This is a genomic window from Pseudomonadota bacterium (assembly GCA_026388315.1).
Taxonomy (GTDB): domain Bacteria; phylum Desulfobacterota; class Syntrophorhabdia; order Syntrophorhabdales; family Syntrophorhabdaceae; genus MWEV01.
In genome coordinates this window covers 1-17,040 of record JAPLKA010000104.1, presented here as the reverse complement: position 1 = coordinate 17,040, position 17,040 = coordinate 1, and the positions used below count along the sequence as shown (strand labels likewise).

Annotated in this window: 19 protein-coding genes; 6 read left to right on the top strand and 13 right to left on the bottom strand. The window is 51.0% G+C overall.

Annotated features, from left to right (window positions below; genetic code table 11):
* Window positions 1–98: 98 nt before the first annotated feature.
* From NTX75_14885 to NTX75_14830, 12 genes are all read right to left on the bottom strand, one after another.
* Window positions 99–1,034: a ParB/RepB/Spo0J family partition protein gene (locus NTX75_14885; GenBank protein ID MCX5817501.1), complete on the bottom strand. Its 936-nt coding sequence runs from the start codon at window positions 1,032–1,034 to the stop codon at window positions 99–101.
* A gap of 399 nt (window positions 1,035–1,433) precedes the next feature.
* Window positions 1,434–2,189 (bottom strand): sulfite exporter TauE/SafE family protein, encoded by a 756-nt coding sequence (locus tag NTX75_14880; protein MCX5817500.1) that lies wholly within the window; start codon window positions 2,187–2,189, stop codon window positions 1,434–1,436.
* 68 nt (window positions 2,190–2,257) lie between these two features.
* On the bottom strand, window positions 2,258–2,872 hold the full coding sequence (locus tag NTX75_14875) for an FmdE family protein (GenBank protein MCX5817499.1): 615 nt from the start codon (window positions 2,870–2,872) through the stop codon (window positions 2,258–2,260).
* A gap of 27 nt (window positions 2,873–2,899) precedes the next feature.
* Window positions 2,900–3,484: an FmdE family protein gene (locus NTX75_14870; protein ID MCX5817498.1), complete on the bottom strand. Its 585-nt coding sequence runs from the start codon at window positions 3,482–3,484 to the stop codon at window positions 2,900–2,902.
* A gap of 20 nt (window positions 3,485–3,504) precedes the next feature.
* Window positions 3,505–3,648: a hypothetical protein gene (locus NTX75_14865; GenBank protein ID MCX5817497.1), complete on the bottom strand. Its 144-nt coding sequence runs from the start codon at window positions 3,646–3,648 to the stop codon at window positions 3,505–3,507.
* Window positions 3,645–4,445, bottom strand: a complete 801-nt coding sequence (locus NTX75_14860; protein MCX5817496.1) for a hypothetical protein — start codon at window positions 4,443–4,445, stop codon at window positions 3,645–3,647. The genes NTX75_14865 and NTX75_14860 overlap by 4 nt, the downstream gene beginning before the upstream one ends.
* A gap of 64 nt (window positions 4,446–4,509) precedes the next feature.
* Entirely contained in the window at window positions 4,510–4,968 is a 459-nt protein-coding gene (locus tag NTX75_14855; protein ID MCX5817495.1) for a DNA-binding protein, read from the bottom strand.
* A 180-nt stretch (window positions 4,969–5,148) separates the two neighbouring features.
* Window positions 5,149–5,328, bottom strand: a complete 180-nt coding sequence (locus NTX75_14850; protein ID MCX5817494.1) for a hypothetical protein — start codon at window positions 5,326–5,328, stop codon at window positions 5,149–5,151.
* Window positions 5,312–6,811 carry an efflux transporter outer membrane subunit gene (locus tag NTX75_14845; protein ID MCX5817493.1) on the bottom strand — a complete coding sequence of 500 codons (1,500 nt, stop codon included), beginning with the start codon at window positions 6,809–6,811 and terminating at the stop codon, window positions 5,312–5,314. Before NTX75_14845 ends, NTX75_14850 begins: the two co-directional genes overlap by 17 nt.
* Window positions 6,808–8,013 (bottom strand): efflux RND transporter periplasmic adaptor subunit, encoded by a 1,206-nt coding sequence (locus tag NTX75_14840; GenBank protein ID MCX5817492.1) that lies wholly within the window; start codon window positions 8,011–8,013, stop codon window positions 6,808–6,810. Before NTX75_14840 ends, NTX75_14845 begins: the two co-directional genes overlap by 4 nt.
* The gene (locus tag NTX75_14835) at window positions 8,010–11,258 is read right to left on the bottom strand and encodes an efflux RND transporter permease subunit (GenBank protein ID MCX5817491.1); all 3,249 of its coding nucleotides are present in this window, start codon (window positions 11,256–11,258) and stop codon (window positions 8,010–8,012) included. The genes NTX75_14840 and NTX75_14835 overlap by 4 nt, the downstream gene beginning before the upstream one ends.
* 218 nt (window positions 11,259–11,476) lie before the next feature.
* On the bottom strand, window positions 11,477–11,794 hold the full coding sequence (locus NTX75_14830; protein MCX5817490.1) for a hypothetical protein: 318 nt from the start codon (window positions 11,792–11,794) through the stop codon (window positions 11,477–11,479).
* Window positions 11,795–12,136: 342 nt separating this feature from the next.
* Here NTX75_14830 and NTX75_14825 point away from each other — a divergent pair, with 342 nt between their 5' ends.
* The 6 genes from NTX75_14825 (at window position 12,137) to NTX75_14800 (ending at window position 15,838) form a co-directional block, all read left to right on the top strand.
* Window positions 12,137–12,508: a metalloregulator ArsR/SmtB family transcription factor gene (locus NTX75_14825; protein MCX5817489.1), complete on the top strand. Its 372-nt coding sequence runs from the start codon at window positions 12,137–12,139 to the stop codon at window positions 12,506–12,508.
* Complete coding sequence (gene arsB, locus NTX75_14820; protein ID MCX5817488.1) at window positions 12,486–13,580, top strand: ACR3 family arsenite efflux transporter; 1,095 nt, start codon at window positions 12,486–12,488, stop codon at window positions 13,578–13,580. Before NTX75_14825 ends, arsB begins: the two co-directional genes overlap by 23 nt.
* A 36-nt stretch (window positions 13,581–13,616) precedes the next feature.
* Window positions 13,617–14,807, top strand: a complete 1,191-nt coding sequence (locus NTX75_14815; GenBank protein ID MCX5817487.1) for a cyclopropane-fatty-acyl-phospholipid synthase — start codon at window positions 13,617–13,619, stop codon at window positions 14,805–14,807.
* 105 nt (window positions 14,808–14,912) lie between these two features.
* Complete coding sequence (locus NTX75_14810; protein MCX5817486.1) at window positions 14,913–15,173, top strand: hypothetical protein; 261 nt, start codon at window positions 14,913–14,915, stop codon at window positions 15,171–15,173.
* A gap of 182 nt (window positions 15,174–15,355) precedes the next feature.
* On the top strand, window positions 15,356–15,550 hold the full coding sequence (locus NTX75_14805) for a hypothetical protein (protein ID MCX5817485.1): 195 nt from the start codon (window positions 15,356–15,358) through the stop codon (window positions 15,548–15,550).
* Window positions 15,551–15,592: 42 nt separating this feature from the next.
* Window positions 15,593–15,838, top strand: coding sequence for a UXX-star (seleno)protein family 1 (locus NTX75_14800; GenBank protein ID MCX5817484.1), 246 nt, complete (start codon window positions 15,593–15,595; stop codon window positions 15,836–15,838).
* A 224-nt stretch (window positions 15,839–16,062) separates the two neighbouring features.
* On the opposite strand, the gene NTX75_14795 is transcribed toward NTX75_14800, so the two are convergent.
* The coding region (locus tag NTX75_14795; protein ID MCX5817483.1) for an HD domain-containing protein at window positions 16,063–17,040 on the bottom strand (978 nt) is incomplete at its 5' end.

The following is a 17,040-nucleotide window of genomic DNA, read 5'->3' as shown; positions in this document are numbered from 1 at the left end:
TATTCACTGCCTTCATCACCGTTTCCCACCTTCACAGCAAGCGTCTTGGTGGACAGGCGCCGATACGCCGTCTCGCCGGTTCGGTTCTTCTCGCCTGCTCACACCTGAGGGGGCTTTTTCTTCTCCGGAGCAGGTTCCGGGGCTATCGGTATCCGCAGTTCCACTAAAGCACAGAAAACATGCAGCTCATCAAGAAGCGCCTGAAGGTCAGGTTTTGTATATTTTTTGGCGCCCATCTCAATGTGTGACTCTACGGATCGTAAGACGGCAACCTGCTTCGTCATGGACGGGAGCTTTATGACGCCCGGGTTTGGTTTGGGTTTCTTCCATGCTGTAAGCAATTTCTCAAGTGCGAGATAGGTCACGGGTGTCTTCATAATGTCCTGAAATATCTTCTCAAGATCGGGACATTCGAGGTTCGCGGCAAAGAGATACCCCTGGGAAACAGGGAGTGTTCCTGCCCGGATTTCTGCCTGAATCGCAGGAGGAAGTTTTAAAAGCGATAGCCCGTTAAACAGCGTCCTTGCTGTCTTTCCAGCGATTTGAGCAGTTTCCGAAAACGTTTCGGAAACTTCCCCGGATAGGTAGTCAGGAGATCGGTCGTAGTTCACCAGGTCACTCATTGCCCCGTCCACATCATAATTTTTATCGGGATGTCTTGCCTGAATGTATGCCAATATGCCCTTTGCCTGATCAATGGGATTCAAGTCTTCCCTCTGGAGATTTTCCGTCAGTTGGAAGGCAAGTATTTCATCCTTCTGAGTAATCGCGTTGACGATAAGTGCCGGGATGGATGCCAGTCCCAGCTTCTGTGCAGTCTGATACCGTCTCTCCCCGCAAATGAGAAGGTACTTATCGCCCTTAGGTGTCACAATAATGGGTTCTAATACGCCCCGGTCTTTAATCGATTCCATAAGGGCCTTGAAGGACTCACTCTCCGTATCTATTCCTGAGCGAATCTGTTCTTCCACGATAATGTTTTCCAGAGGCAGGTACATAAATTCCGGACTACCACTCTTTTCCTGTTCAGTCATTCTTTATCCTCCTTGTTCAGTGAATAGTCGTTAGTAAATAGTGAATAGTTAAAGACATTTTATCAAGCTCGTTGTCATTCCCCCGTTCGGGGACAAGACTCTTTTGCCATATCTTCAAATTCTTGAAATTCTTTATCTTATCTTCCATTTTTATCTTCCTGTTTTACTGTTTACTGTTCGCTATTCACTGCCTTTTTCCCCTTCAGCCTTCCTACCTTAGTAGTTACATCCTTTATTGTAAAGAATATTAAAAGTCTGTCAAGTTTATTCTATATCGGCCCGGTCAGTTGCGGGAAAATACCTTTTTGCCCCGCCGACCCCGACGATAAGAATCTGTGCCTGCCAAGATAAGAACCGTTACGAGGAAGGTGACGGCAAGACGTTTTTCTCCACTCATACTCACAGTAAACTCCACAACATTTTTGCAGCAATCGCATAGAGCGCTATTCCGATGATCCGTTTCACCTGCTTCGCCTCGAGTTTTCTGTGCATGAGCCATGAACCGACAATAGCGCCTGCTATTGAACCGATTGCAGAGAAGGCCAGAAGATTCCAGTTGATGTTGCCAAGGGCTGCGTGACCGAAGAATCCGCTCAACGATGCGAAGACAACGATGAAGGCAGTTGTCGCCGAGGCGTTCTTCGGGTCGAAGCCGAGCCATATGAGGGCAGGAACAATGAAATTACCTCCCCCTACTCCGAGCAGCCCTCCGAGATATCCTGCACCGATGCCGAGACCAACGCCTGTTTTCAATTCCTTGCCTGACGATCCATTTATTTCGCTTTTCTTTTTCGGTGAGTAAAAAAGCATCATCGAACCTGCAAACACAAGAAAGAAAACGAAGATGAGAATGAGCGCATTCTTAGAAAAATACCTTGTCGAGTAGGCCCCGAGGGGTGAGAAAAATACAGCAAGAACGATGATCGGTATGGCGGTTTTGAAGTTCACCAACCTGTACCGTATGTAGTTGACAGAAGCGAAGCTCATGCTGATAGCGTTCAAAAGAAGGGCTATGGCCATCGCCTCGGTAAGGGTAACACCGAGCCAGTAGAATGTTGGGATAATGATAAAGGCTGCTCCCACCCCGGCGACAGTGAGCACCGTTGTAAAGAGAAAGACGAGGAGAGACGCAAGCAGAATGGTTGTCATTTCCATATTAATGCCTTCCGCGAGGGCAGGGATTTTCTCCCGCCCCTTTTCAGCACATGGCTGGTTTCTTCCTTTTAGGCCTTTTTTTCTTCCTCTATACAGGGGACGCAGAGGAGCCTGCCGTCAGGGACCTCCGCAAGCTTATTTGTGAAGGTTGCCTCACCGCAACGCGAACAGCGTTTCACCTCGAAACTCGGGGCACCCTTCTTCAGATCCCTCTGGAAAATCTCACCGATAGAAAGAAACCCTGCTTCCGGCAGGCCCATTACCCTTTCAACCTGAGGATCGGTTATTTCTGCGGGGATATCCTGAGGAGCGACCCCTTCCTTCCGTTTCTGCACAAAGGGTGATTGGAGGGCCTTCTCAAAGAACTCGGGCTTGAGAGAGACCCGCACTGCCCTCCCGGTCTTTACGTCGATCAAGGTAAATGCCATCTTGTTGTAGAAAAGTTTCTTTATATTCCCCTTGCCATAGGTAGCTCCCGTAGCGACCATCACACCATCGAGAAAGCACCCTGCCGCATGGCCTTCACCAGTCTCAGATTCTACAACAAGCTCTTTGTCTTTTGCACGTTCAACACCAAGTGCCGTCATAGCGGCAAGCCCAGCCCTGAGACCCATGGGCATGGCCGGACATTTGTGCCCGTGAAACTTAAGTGCAACATCATAATACTCATTAAGATCTTTCATTTCGTACCTCCTGAAACGTATTAACCTCTACCGGTCGTAACCCGAGCAGGGTATGCAGACATGCCTGGTGCCAATCACGCGCAGATATGCATGAGCCGTCAATTCGCCGCAGCCGGCACACGGCGTAAAACCCATAATCTCCGGAAACCATTCGCCTTTGTAGCTGATTACTTCGCCGGTGATAAGTATGTCTGCTTCCGGTGCATCCCAGACGAGGTTCACCAATTCCATCTGCTCTTCGATGGGGATTTCATCGGGCATGATGCCCATGCCTCGCTTCCGCATAAAAGCCGATTCGGCAATCTGCTTTTGTAATGTCGGTTTGTAGCTTACGCGGGCGGAACGGTTTGTAGCCTTATCGATCAGCGTGAATGCAAGCTTACCATAAGGCTCCTTGCGGATATTACCTTTGCCGAAGGTACAACCGGTTACATATTGCACACCATCACCAAAACACATTCCGCCGTGGTCTTCGCCGATCTCCACAATGCCGTAAAGCTGTGTGCCGCCGGAGCGTTTTACATTCAATGTCCGTAGTGCTGCCAATCCGATGCGCACGCCTGCCACACTTGCCCAGCACTTGTGACCATGAAACTTGAGCGCATCAATCAAAATATCTTTGTCATCCATTGTTACCTCCTTTTCGGGATTATCGTAAACCCTGTTTCAAAACTTGACTCAATCAGGACATATCCAAATCGTTGTCCGGCAAGCATTTGCTTTATTTCATATATCTCTTCTGCAGCATTCAGGGCGACAGATGCTTTGTCTCTCATGGCAATTGTCTCTCGTCAGTCATGATAGTTCGTGGCACTACCTTCAGTCTTTTCAATAACATCTTTTCGTGCCTCCGGATATAGTGATAATGAAGCACGGCAAAGATCACAAAAGAAGGATACAGGATCATAACCATCTGAGCAACATACATGACGGCCGTTTGAAGTTCGTGTACCTCGAAAAGGTTGATAAAGCCGTAAAAACCAAAAAGCACAGGGAGAAGCACACCAAGGTACTTTCCTATCATCCTGATTTCTCCTGTTTTTCGGTTGATATGGCGGATTCCCAGATCATCCAGAGACCAGAGAAAAGAGAGAAGTAGCGAGGTGATTATAGTAAGAAAACTAACAACAAAAAATCGCCCGAAACTAAACCCTATTGGCGGAAGAACAAGAGAAGAATCGGCGGGCGTACCAGTATATACCTGTAAAAAGATCAAAAACTTGGTGGCTATAAGCATCAGGAGCCCGATGCCTTGAAGTGGCCTTATAAACCAACTGTTGAAACGGTCTACCATGTCTGCCCGCTCTTCCTGAATCTGGATCAACTGTCTGTTGCTGCGATGCAAAACACCGCGCATCATGGAAGATACCCATGGGAGAAGGAGGATAGGAAGGGACAGAACGAATGTAAAACGAAAGAAGCGAAGGAGTATTTTCCACAACTCTTTCTTCACTTCAAGAAATCCTATACGTTCGGCAAAGAAGGAAATGATAAGCGTACCCAGCAACACGACCAGTGCCGGCCATATTTCTCTGATGATTCCAGGGACATTATCTCTTCTCATAAAGCTCATTATAACCTCGGCGAGAGGGGAAAACCCCGCCCAGGCTCAAAAGGCGGGGTTTGTGGCGAATACATTACCGCCGCCATCCTGCCCATACGGGTATGCCGGTGCTATCCCTCAAGACCAGAATATTGTCGCCTTTCTTTACTTCCGATGCGATGATGGCGGGTTTGTCTGCAAATGTTACCCGTGAACCTTTTACCTCAATGGTATCGCCCTTCTCGATCTTTGTATCAAGCCGACTTATATACCAATCCGGACCGAGGTGAACTGAAATGGTCTCTTTGTCGGTTTTCAAGGTAAGCGCCACTGCTGAGCGCATTCCCTTCATAGGTAAAACCTGAGTGATTGCTTCAACCGTTCCGGAGAGTGTCTCTACCTTTGTAGGATCATACATCCTGTTGTATGGTGTTCCTGGACCCCAGCCGCCACTGCCCTGCCACTTCATGGCGCCTTTTTGGGCAAAAGATTCAGCGGTCAAACCAAGGGTTACAATTGAAAGCACTGTGATAATAACAAATAACTTTTTCATGGTTTCTCCTTTTTTGTGTACGTTGTGAGCCCGTATTTTTTCATTATGTATCCCTCTCATAAATACCACAATAAACAAAATGGTGTATCTTTCTAATGCCTTCCATACCCTCATACATCTTATCCATAAAGTACCTCTTCCTTCCGCAGGGTCTCGGCAAAGGCGATGAGGAGAACGCCCTCATTTCACGGTAGCTGCCACGACGACCAGAATACCGATCATCACGGTAGCACCCCCACCGGCAGGCGGGTCATAAACAGCAAGAAAACCAGACCCGCCAGACAAGGCTGCAGGGATACGGGGATCACAATTGGCAGCTTGGGGCCGTTGAACTGGAGCCGCATTAAGATCCTCCACCATCTTTATTTGCCTGTTGCCAGCCGCCGCCGAGTGATTTGATCAGGGATACGACTGCCACCAGTTGTTGGCCGCGCAGGCGAGTGGCGGACCGTTCGATCCCGAGCGAGGTATTCTCGGCTATTGCTACGTCAAGATACGTCACGAGGCCTGCTTCATAGCGATTATTGGCGATTTCCAGTTGTTTGAGCCCCGCCTTTGCCGCTGTCATTACCTTCTCATACTGCCTGGCCAGCAGATACTCGGCCGCGAGGTTGTTTTCCACGTCCGCAAAAGCGGTGAGCACGGTTTGGCGATAACGGGCCACCGTTTCCTCGTAGACAGCTTTTGCCTGGTTAAGGCCGGCGATGAGCTGCCCTCCCTGGAACAATGGCAGCGTCACGGATGGGCCGACGGCCCAGAAGTTGCTCGGCCACACAAACAGATTGCTCGCATTTCTATTTGCATTCAGATCTCCGGTTTGGAATCCGGCTGATGCGCTGAGCTTAACGGTTGGGTAAAACGCTGCCGTGGCCACGCCTACGTTGGCGTTAGCTGCGGCCATACGGCGCTCGGCGGCGGCGATATCGGGCCTCCGCTCAAGCAGCTCCGAGGGCAAGGCAGGCGGAACGACAAGAGGAGCCATCGTGAGCGGGCGCTCCGGCACGCGGAAAAGTGATGCATTCCTCCCGGCCAGCACGGCCAGCGCGTGCTCGAATTTTGCCCGCTGCAGCGCATTGTCGGGCAATTGAGCTTCTGTGTTCTCAAGGACGGTTTCTGCCTGCGCCACATCCAGGTCAGAGACCATGCCGTCCGCTCTTCGGTTACGCACCAGTTCGAACGATTTGCGGAAGACTTTGATGCTCGAGAGGAGCAGGGCCTTGTCTGCATCCAGGGCGCGGATCGCGAAATAGTCGGCTGCCACTTCTGCCTGCATGGCAAGCCTTACCGATTCGACATCGTCCGCACTGGCTTGCATTTGAGCCGTCGCGGATTCGACAGTGCGCCGTACCCGCCCCCAGAGATCAAACTCATAGCTCAAGTCAAAAGGTACCGTGAAAGTGTCGTAGATCTGACCCGGCCTCCCTCCGACGGGCCTGTTTTGGGAGTCGAGCTGCTCCACAGGCAGAAATGAGGCGCTCAGGCGGGGGAAAAACCCGGAGCGCGCTACATCGACAACGGCACGGGCCTGGTTGAAGCGCGCGTAAGCTGCCTTGAGGTCCTGATTGGCCTCGGCGGCCTCAGCTTCCAGACGATTCAGCTCCGGATCGCCGAAGATTTCCCACCAGTTGCCTTTGGACAGGTGCGCCTGAGGGACAGCAATCTTCCACTCATCGGAGACCCCGGAGTACGCCGTGGGGATGGTCGTGGCATCAGGCCGCACGTAGTCCGGGCCGACCGCGCAACCGTTCATCACCAACACTATTGCCATCATTATCAGCGCCGGGAAAACGGCGATACGGCAAATTCTTGCTACGAGGTGAGCGGGCTGTTGAGTCATCTTCATCGGCTCTTCTCCTTTTTGTCAGCTTGGGCAACGGATACCAACGCGCCAGTCGCGAGCGAGTCTGAGGGGTTCACGATGACACGGTCCTTGGGGCTCACGCCTGTCAGTATTTCAATTGTTTGCCCGAAATCGCGTCCGAGCTTCACGGTGCGTAGCTCAACCTTACCGTCAGGCTGCACGATGCCCACCTGCGGCCCCTCCGGGCGAAACAGGACCGTGTTCGCTGGAAGCGTCAGCGCTGCTTCCATTTTTGCCTCAGTAAAGCGTACCTGGGCATAACCTCCCGCCATGATCTCCCCCTTCGGGTTCTTGAGTTCAAGTTCTACAAGGAGGGTTCTTGAGTCCGACGCCATGACGCCCGCAGTGCGGATCACTCTGGGCTTAAACGTCCGGCCGGGAAGCTCAGAAACGGTCATGTCGGCGGTTTGGCCAGACCGGATACCTCGAGCCATTGTCTGGGGAACCTGAACAAACACACGAAGATTTCCCGTTTGAGCGAGATGGAAGAGTTCCTTGCCGGAGCCGGCGACGATGAGATCGCCTGTATCGATATTACGGGCTGTGATGGCGCCGGTAAATGGCGCAGTTATCCGGGTAAAAGATTCGAGTTTTTCCAGCCGGCGCGCCTCGGCGCGGGCATACTCAGTGCTGGCTGTCTTGAGTTTTAAGTCGGCCTGCTTCTCGGCATTTTCCTGTTCGCTCACGCTGGCGGTTTTCAGGAGACCAGCCCACCGGTCAGCCGTGACCTTCGAAAGCCCGAGAGCAGCTTCGGCCTGATTGAGCTGGGCCCTGGCGCGCGCGAGTTCCTGGTTGAGCTCCGGTGCGTCAATCTCGGCCAGAAGTTGCCCTTCCTTGACTTGACTGCCGATGTCCACGAGCCGCCGCTTGAGATACCCGTTTGCGCGCGCGTAGATCGGTGTTTCGACCAGCGCTTTGATTTCAGCGGGCAGGGACAGGTTTGATGCGGATTGGCCCGGTTTGGGCGAGACGACGGCAACGGTGGGAACGGAGGACTCCTTTGTCTCAGCGCGCAGCCCGGCGCGCTGGTGAAGCCGCGGTATGAGACCGGCCACGATGCCAATGATTACCAGTACTGCTACGACCGCCGCCGTGAGCCAGAACTTGGCTGGTGAGCGGCTGATCCCAGTCTCTGTTTTTGTCTGGTTAAGCTGTTCTTCGGATTTATCCTTTTTGGAGCTCATGGCAACACCTCATTAATTTTGGTTGCCCCGTGGCTTGCCGCGGGGTAGTTCATTTCGGCTGAATAAACCTCCTCGGCTTGCTGGCCTTGCGGCCTCTTCCGATGGAGCAGACTGAACACGACGGGCACGAAAAAGAGCGTCGCAAAGGTAGCAAGCACCAGACCTCCGATGACTGCCCGGCCCAGAGGGGCATTCTGCTCGCCGCCTTCCCCAAGCGCGAGCGCCATGGGGAACATCCCGATGATCATTGCAAGGGCTGTCATAAGCACCGGGCGCAGACGGCCAACACCGGCCTCCCAGGCCGAGGTTAGTGGGTCGACACCCTGTTTAAGGTGGGTTCGCGCAAAACTCACCACCAGAATCGAGTTCGCTGTTGCGACCCCAAGGCTCATGATCGCGCCCATCAGGGCAGGAACGCTTAGTGTAGTAAGCGTGAGATAGAGTCCCCACACCACACCCGCCAGAGCGCCGGGAAGGGCGGTGATGATGATAAACGGGTCGAGCCAGCTTTGAAAGAAGACGACCAGCAGCAGGTATATAAACGCCACCGCCAGCACAAGCCCGATGGCCAACCCGGTGAAACTGGAGTTCATTGTGTCCGCCTGTCCGCGCAGCATGATGAAACTGCCCTTCGGCAATTGCTTTCTTGCCTGCTCGACTATGGGTTTTATGTCCCGCAGCACTCCTCCCAGATCCCGACCGCTTACGCCGCCGAAGACATCGATCACCGGCATCACGTCGTAATGGGAAAAGATGGGCGATGCGCTGGCCCGGTCAACGGTTGCGACATTGGCGAGAACCTGCGGCACGTTTTTATCGGGCTGACCGGCTTTCACCGGGATTGAGTTGAGTGCGGCCAGAGAGTCCATGGGATGCTCGGGCACCCGGATGCTCACCGGGTATTGGATGCCGTTTTTGGGATTTAGCCAGTAATTGGGCTGTGTCTGGCTGCTGCCGCTTAAACTTAAGAGCACCGAGGTAGCCACATCGCGCTCGGTAAGGCCGATTTGCGACGCCTTGGTCCGGTCGACAGCAAAGCGGAACTCGGGTTGATCGGCAGTCTGCTGCACGCGCACGTCCACAGCTCCTGGAACCCGCCGGATTCTTTCAGCGAGGCTTGCTGCGATAACACGGCTCTTGTCGAGGTCTCTGCCGACGATCTGGATATCGAAGGGTGCCGGAAGTCCGAAGTTGATCGTCTGATTTACGATGTCGGCGGGCAGAAAATAGAATGTGGCTCCCGGAAAGTCGCGGTTAAGTCGGGTACGCAGGCGGCGTACATAGCTCTCGGTGGGCCGGTGGCCATGGTTTAAGGAAACGAGGATGTCGGCATCGCGAGTTCCCGTGAGACCGTTATCTATATAGACGAGTGGGATGCCCCCGGAGGGCATGCCTATGTTATCGAGTATACCCGCAACGTCCCTGGCGGGGACTTCTTCCCGGATCACGGCCTCAACCCGATCCACAAACCGTGTTGTTTCTTCGATCCGTGTCCCGCCTGGGGCACGCATGTGCAGTCGGAACTGGCCCGCGTCAACCGAAGGGAAGAAGTCCTGCCCAAGCTGTGGGATGAGAAGCCATGTACCAGCACAAAACACCAGAAAGAGGATTACAAAGGGGGCTCGATGCGCCAGCACCGTGCCCAGCATTCGGCGATAGCCTTCCCGGAAACGGGTGAAGCCTCTCTCGAAGTTACCCTGCAGCGCCACAAAGGGGCGCAGCCACGGCACGACTGTACCCGGGTCGGCCGCATGGCCCCGATATTCGATATTGCGGTAGAACCACATGACCAGGGTTGGGATGAGTGTCCGGGAGAGCACATAGCTTGCGAGCATCGCAAAGACGACCGCTTCGGCCAGAGGCACGAAGAGATAGCGCGACACCCCTGTAAGAAAGAACATAGGCACGAAGACAATGCAGATGCACAATGTCGAAACGAGCGCCGGCAGCGCAATTTCCTGCGCCCCGTCGAGGATGGCCTGCACGTTCGGCTTGCCCCGCGCCATCTGGCGGTGAATGTTCTCGATTTCAACCGTTGCGTCGTCCACCAGAATGCCGACGGCCAGGGCGAGCCCTCCGAGCGTCATAAGGTTGATGGTCTCTCCCAGTGCGCTCAAGAGGACAAGGGATGTGAGCACAGAAAGAGGAATGGAAAGGGCTATGATAAATGTGCTTCGCCATGAGCCGAGAAAAAGCAGGATCATTACCGCCGTAAGTACTGCTGCGATCACGCCCTCTTTGACCACGCCATTTACGGCGGCGCGGACAAAAAGCGACTGGTCGGCAAATTCCTTGGCCTCCAGTTCCGGAGGAAGGCCGCTTAAGATTCGCGGCATAGCCTTCTTCACGCCATCCACGACGCTTAAGGTCGACGCCGCGCCGCTCTTAAGCACGGTAAGCAACACGCCGCGGACGCCGTCAAGCCTAACAACGTTTTGCTGTGGCTGATAGCCGTCATGCACCTGCGCAACATCGCCGACCCGGATCACTGCGCCGTTCACCGTTTTGACAGGAAGATCATTGAGCGCCGCAAGTGTCTCCGCATTGCTGTTTATGGAGATGTTGTACTCCGTACCTCCTATTTTCGTGATGCCGCTGGGGAGGATGAAGTTCTGGGCATTGAAGGCATTGACCACATCTTGCGAGGTCAGGTTCTTCGCTTGCAGCGCCGCCAGGTCGATATCTACGGCTACGAGGCGCGCTTTCCCACCGGCCGGATACGGCACGGAGGCGCCCTGGATGGATGAAAGACCGATCTTGACGTAGTTCATCGCCATGTCCTGCAGTTCCTGCTCCGAAAATTTTGTGCTTGCAATACTGTACTGGAGGATCGGAACGGAAGACGCATTGTAACGAATAATGAAAGGCGGTGTGATTCCCGGCGGAAGAAAACGCAAAACCGTCTGCCCGCTGGCAGTAATCTGGGCCACCCCGTCTGAGACCGAGCCGCCCGGCTGCAGGAACACCTTAATCACACCCACCCCGTTGTAGGCGGTGGACTCGATATGCTCGATATCGTTGACCAGGGTACTGATCGCACGCTCATGGTTGTAGAGGATGCGTTCCTCCATCTCCCGTGCATTGAGGCCGTTGTATGTCCACACCACACCGATAACCGGGATGTTGATCTCCGGAAAAATGTCCGTTGGCGTGCGAAGCATTACGAACGGTGTCAGCAGCAAAAGCACCAGCGCCGCTACCACGAAGGTGTAGGGCCGGCGTAATGCGAGTCGAACAATCCACATGATTTATTTCCTCCTGAAAATATTCTTAAAAGCCAATGTCGAAATTTGCGGTTCAGCAATAGCTGGGCGCTGTCCCAGATGCAACCATCGTTGAGTTATACCGACGAAACTAACTTTTTTCATACTCTTTTGTCTCCTTGTCTGCAAGTCTGACCGCCCCAGGGCGCTTCGCGTCTGAGGGCTAATGGACTACTGGCGTGGACTTCGAGTATTGCAGGTTAACAGCGAAGGGGTGGAGCTTCCGAGAAAGGATGTGAAACGATGGTTACAGCCGAACCGACGGTCTCTCCAAAAAGAGGTGGCAACGATTGGAAGGCGAAAGGTGTGGATGGGAGTCCCACCATAGCAAGATTGTCTGTCTCGCTCTGAGAGGTTACCGAATGATACATACAGGGGTTACACTTCAGGATACACTTGTTCTGATCAAGAATACAGCCTTTCCCGATCTTGTGTGCGAAGTTTAAGGGCATAGATGCAAAGAGGATTACAATCAGAAAGAACGCAGGGACGAGCATAATAAATCTGTTCTTCAGCATCGGTATCCTATGTTGATAAGAATCATAATACATAACTAAGCAAATATCGTACCACACACCTGCGAAGGATAGCAAAATCAAAAATACTTATGGTATTACAGTCTATTGCACAAATAACTGACACTATAGCCCACAGACAGACATCCATATGACCCGACATTGTTGTCGAATAATATTCATAGATACCAACAATTTTGTCGAACTATAGATGTGCCCAAGGGATATTAACATCACATGATTTGTATATTGGTTTTGTATGCTTTGTCCTTGACATTACAGTAAACAAGATTTATATAACTTTATATTCGCATATGCGGTTATAAAGATAAATGGAGAATATGTATGGAACAATTGACTCAGATGTATAAAGCGCTTTCGGAAGACATGAGGCTCAGGGTTGTCATGCTTCTTACTCATGGTGAAATTTGTGTCTGTGATTTGATGGCAATCTTTGGCGAAAGCCAGTCGAAAGTATCAAGACACCTTGCATACCTCAAGCATTCAGGCCTGGTCAGGAGCAAGCGTGTAGGGACATGGATGCACTATTCCCTGAGAGAGTCATTAGACAGTACGATTGATGCTCAGATTACCTTTATGAAGCAACAGCTATCTCAACTCCCTGTATTCCTGCGTGACGAAGAAAGGATACAGGATATAAAGAAACAAAAGCTCTGCGAGGAGGATATAAAAGATGGCAGAAGAACAAATCAGTAAGAAGCTTTCGTTTCTGGACAGGTTTTTGACATTATGGATTTTTTTGGCCATGTTCGTCGGAGTGGGCTGGGGTTATGTCTCTCCTGGGGTGGTTGACTTCTGGAATCAGTTTCAATCAGGGACTACCAATGTTCCTATCGCCATTGGTCTCATCTTGATGATGTATCCGCCGCTCGCCAAGGTAAAATATGAGGAGCTGGGGGAAGTCTTCAAGAATTATAAGGTTTTGGGGCTCTCTCTCGTTCAGAACTGGGTGGTGGGGCCTGTCCTCATGTTTATCCTTGCCATAATTTTTCTCAGGGGCTACCCGGAATACATGGTAGGCCTCATCATGATCGGCCTTGCCCGCTGCATCGCCATGGTCATTGTCTGGAACGACCTTGCAAAAGGTGACACGGAATATTGTGCGGGTCTCGTTGCATTTAACTCCATCTTCCAGGTCCTTTTCTTTTCCGTGTACGCCTATATCTTTATCACGGTCCTGCCGCCCATGCTCGGCCTCAAAGGTGTGGTTGTTGACATTACCATCGGCCAGATCGCCGAGAGCGTTTTCATCTACCTCGGCATTCCCTTCATCGCCGGGGTCATCACCCGTTTTGTCCTTATAAAAGTAAAAGACAAAACATGGTATCACGAGAAGTTCATACCGAAAATTAGTCCAATTACGCTGATTGCCCTTCTCTTTACCATTCTTGTCATGTTCTCCCTGAAAGGCGAATATATCGTTAAGATACCCCTCGATGTTGTAAGGATTGCTATCCCGTTACTAATCTACTTTGTTATCATGTTCCTTGTTTCCTTTTACATGAGCGTAAAGGCAAAAGCACATTACGGACAGGCTGCCACCCTCTCCTTTACCGCCGCATCAAACAATTTTGAGCTTGCCATTGCCGTGGCTGTTGCAGTTTTCGGGATCAATTCCGGTCAGGCCTTCGCCGCCGTCATCGGTCCCCTTGTAGAGGTGCCGGTGCTGATCAACCTTGTTCATCTTTCCTTATGGATAAAGAGAAAATATTTCCCTTATGCGGTAGAAACACAGACGGGAGTCTGCTATTATAGTTGTAAGCATTAGGGACAATCCCTCATCCTGCTATTTGAGGAGCAACTTATGAAGAAAACGCTTAACGAATTGTTGGGGACATTAAGTAATAATCTGCCGAATATCCCCTTTGAAGTATGTTTTTGGGACGGGAAAAAAGAAAGGTATAGCAATGGTATACCCGTTTTTACGCTTACATTCAACACCAAAACAGCGGCAAGACACTTTTTCAACAAGGGTGAGCTCGGGTTCGGGGAAGAATATGTTGCCGGTAACATCGATGTGGATGGCGATTTCCAGCAGTTTGTCCGTCTCGGCGTTGACCCCCGTTTTCAGGATATAAAACTCTCCCTGAGCACCAGGATGGCCATTTTTCTGCAACATATCAAATCCCTCAATACCATCAGGAGATCGCCAAGAAACATTGCCCACCACTACGACCTGGGAAACGAATTCTATAGGTATTACCTTGACGAAAGCATGACCTATTCCTGCGCCTATTTCAGAAGCGACGAGGATACCCTCGAACAGGCACAGCAGCAAAAGTATGAGCATATCTGCAGGAAGCTTCACCTTAAGGAAGGTGAAACGCTGGTAGATATAGGGTGCGGGTGGGGCGGTATGCTTCTCTATGCCGCTCGTCATTACGGGGTAAGGGGCTTAGGATGTACCCTTTCCAGTCATCAGGCCGAATATGCGAGAGCAAGAGCGGCCAGGGAGGGATTTGAAAAAGACATTACCATTTCACTTGAAGACTATCGTAACATGAAAGGCCCGTTCGATAAGTTCGTCTCCATCGGCATGTTTGAGCATGTGGGAAAAGGTTTTATCCCTACATTTATGGAAAAGGCAAGGGAACTGTTGAAACCGGGCGGTATCGGTCTTCTGCATACCATCGGTAAAGAGCGCGACACCGCGGATGACCCCTGGCTAACAAGATATATTTTTCCCGGGACCTATATACCCATACTTGATCGTGTTATCCGCACTATGGGCGAACGGGGGTTGGTCCCGGTTGATGTCGAGAACCTTCGCCTTCATTACGCCAAAACCCTCGATGAGTGGGGGAAACGGTTCGAGGCGAACGCGCAAAGGATAAAAGAAATGTTCGACGATGGATTTGTCCGTATGTGGCGTATGTTTCTGAACGGCAGCGCAGCGGCCTTCCGATGGGGAGACATAAGGCTTTATCAGATACTTTTTACCAACGGACTAAATAATTCGCTACCGATGACGCGGGAGCACATCTACCGGATTTAGATCGCCACCAACGGTATCCTCGTGACAGGTGTTTGGCGCCCGCACACTTTGTATGCTAAGAGCTTCGCCTGCTGAAAAGAGTAAATTTTAGGAGGAATAAAACATATGTTCGAAATGAATAATTTTATCACTGCCGGCAAATTTTTCCTGGTGATTGCCGGGGAAGTGAAGACAACTGTGCAGAAAACGGATCAAGGGTCATGTTGCTCTGTCAACCTTGAGGTGGACGGAGGGGCCGGCGCGAGCATTCCTGAGATGATAATACTTGGTTCCATGTTCAAAAAGAAACTGGTCCTGGCGTTCGCACCGAACGTCTTTTTCGTCGCCATTGTAGCTGGTTATCCGGTCGAATGGTTGGTATATTAATGACAGAGCCTGTCGGGGACTGCGTATAACTTGCCAGACGGGCAGTAAAAAAACAATGGAGGAGACGGAATATGTCTATTTTTCCAGTGATAGGGTGAATTACATGAGGCGATCCCGACGCGCCGGCAGTTAGTCGGCGTACGCTAAGATTTATTGATGGTACACAGGTTGCTGTTAATGGTTTGAACGAGATAATGGCCGAACTTTACTCTGAAGGCAAGCAGGCGAATAAAAAGACCGCCGAAGAGATCATAAAAAAGCTGGAAGCCCACAACAACTTTATCCCTTCGTCGGAGGTTACCCGTAGAGAGTACGCCTATCTCCTTTTGAAGGAATACAAGGAGTTCGCTGATAATCAAACCGACAACAAAGGGTAATAAAATACCCTATGATGTTGCTCTACAAGGAGGAACTGCATCGTGGCAGATAAAATCATTATTTATGGCACGGATACTTGACCCTTCTGCAACCAGGCTCGGGCAGCCTACGGGGATAAGGCCATCTATATCAACGTGAATGAAGACCCGGAGAAATTGAAGGAAATGCTCGCCTACTCCGGGGGAAAGATGGAGGTCCCGGTCATAGTCGATGGAGACAAGGTAACAATCGGCTACGCGGGTGGTGCTTCCCTACGGGGCGGCATGCCTCTTTTCGGGGGGACCTGACCGGTGAAAAAGGTCTCTCGGTGAGAGATTGACGGGATTTGGATAAGAATACGTTAGTTGCTTAAATCGTTCGTATTCCTCGGAGCTTGCTCCGGGGTTTCCGCAAGGAAGTGTCTGAGAAACCCAGGTTTCTCAGGGTAATATGAATTCATTTACATACCTCGCAGCTTTGCTGCGGGGTAGTTGATTTGGAAAAATAATTATTACGGTAGAAACAAAGCAAATTATGATTCCGTTGGTTCAAAACTAAACCCCTTCTCCCGAAACAATTTAAGGCACACCTCCACCGTCTCTGCATCATACAGTGTGCCCTTGTTCCGCTCTATCTCTTCAAATGCTGCTTCTATTCCTTTTGCAGGTCTGTAAGGACGGTGGGAGGCTATGGCTTCAACCACATCAGCCACAGAGACAATCTTAGCTTCGAGGAGGATCTGGTCACCTTTTAAACCCTGTGGATAGCCTGAGCCATCTAATCTCTCATGGTGCTGGAGGACTATTTCGGCTATCGGGTATGGTAACTCCACATCTTTTAGTATGTCATAACCTGATTGAGGGTGGACTTTGATGAGACTCATTTCTATATCAGATATTTTGCCGGGTTTTACCAGTATCTCGGCAGGGACTGATATTTTTCCGATATCATGGATGATGCCTGCCATACGGATATTTTCGACGGCATCCTTTGAGAGTCCCATCTCCTGGGCGATTGTTCTTGCAAGGCTTGATACCTTCCTTTGGTGACCTGCGGTATAGGGGTCTCTTGTCTCAACGGTGAGTGACATGGCCTGAATGGTGCCGGCTAAGGATTTTCTCAGCTTCTCCGTGGTCTGTTTGAGATCTTCTTCGGCTTGTTTGCGGAAGGTGATATCCTCGTCAATGCCTTCATAATAGAGAAATGTTCCGTCAGCATCACGGACATTTCGCATATTTATAGAAACCCACATTTTGCTTCTGTCTTTTTTATAAAACTGTGTTTCAAATTTTCTTATTGTGTCTTCTTTTTCGAGAATCCGCTTAACATATTGACGGTCTTCAGGATTCACATAGAACTCATGTGTTATGTCGGTAATCGATGCTGCCATCTCTTCAAACGATGCATAGCCCAGCATACTGAAAAAAGCAGGGTTGGCCATCAGAAATTTTCCATCTTTGGTTGTCTGATATATACCATTCAGTGCATTATCGGTGATACTGCGGTAATT

Coding starts and splice junctions, on each gene's coding strand:
- NTX75_14885 (MCX5817501.1), bottom strand. CDS start 1,034: ATGACTGAACAGGAAAAGAGTGGTAGTCCGGAATTTATGTACCTGCCT.
- NTX75_14880 (MCX5817500.1), bottom strand. CDS start 2,189: ATGGAAATGACAACCATTCTGCTTGCGTCTCTCCTCGTCTTTCTCTTT.
- NTX75_14875 (MCX5817499.1), bottom strand. CDS start 2,872: ATGAAAGATCTTAATGAGTATTATGATGTTGCACTTAAGTTTCACGGG.
- NTX75_14865 (MCX5817497.1), bottom strand. CDS start 3,648: ATGAGAGACAAAGCATCTGTCGCCCTGAATGCTGCAGAAGAGATATAT.
- NTX75_14860 (MCX5817496.1), bottom strand. CDS start 4,445: ATGAGCTTTATGAGAAGAGATAATGTCCCTGGAATCATCAGAGAAATA.
- NTX75_14855 (MCX5817495.1), bottom strand. CDS start 4,968: ATGAAAAAGTTATTTGTTATTATCACAGTGCTTTCAATTGTAACCCTT.
- NTX75_14850 (MCX5817494.1), bottom strand. CDS start 5,328: ATGGTGGAGGATCTTAATGCGGCTCCAGTTCAACGGCCCCAAGCTGCC.
- NTX75_14845 (MCX5817493.1), bottom strand. CDS start 6,811: ATGAAGATGACTCAACAGCCCGCTCACCTCGTAGCAAGAATTTGCCGT.
- NTX75_14840 (MCX5817492.1), bottom strand. CDS start 8,013: ATGAGCTCCAAAAAGGATAAATCCGAAGAACAGCTTAACCAGACAAAA.
- NTX75_14835 (MCX5817491.1), bottom strand. CDS start 11,258: ATGTGGATTGTTCGACTCGCATTACGCCGGCCCTACACCTTCGTGGTA.
- NTX75_14830 (MCX5817490.1), bottom strand. CDS start 11,794: ATGCTGAAGAACAGATTTATTATGCTCGTCCCTGCGTTCTTTCTGATT.
- NTX75_14825 (MCX5817489.1), top strand. CDS start 12,137: ATGGAACAATTGACTCAGATGTATAAAGCGCTTTCGGAAGACATGAGG.
- arsB (MCX5817488.1), top strand. CDS start 12,486: ATGGCAGAAGAACAAATCAGTAAGAAGCTTTCGTTTCTGGACAGGTTT.
- NTX75_14815 (MCX5817487.1), top strand. CDS start 13,617: ATGAAGAAAACGCTTAACGAATTGTTGGGGACATTAAGTAATAATCTG.
- NTX75_14810 (MCX5817486.1), top strand. CDS start 14,913: ATGTTCGAAATGAATAATTTTATCACTGCCGGCAAATTTTTCCTGGTG.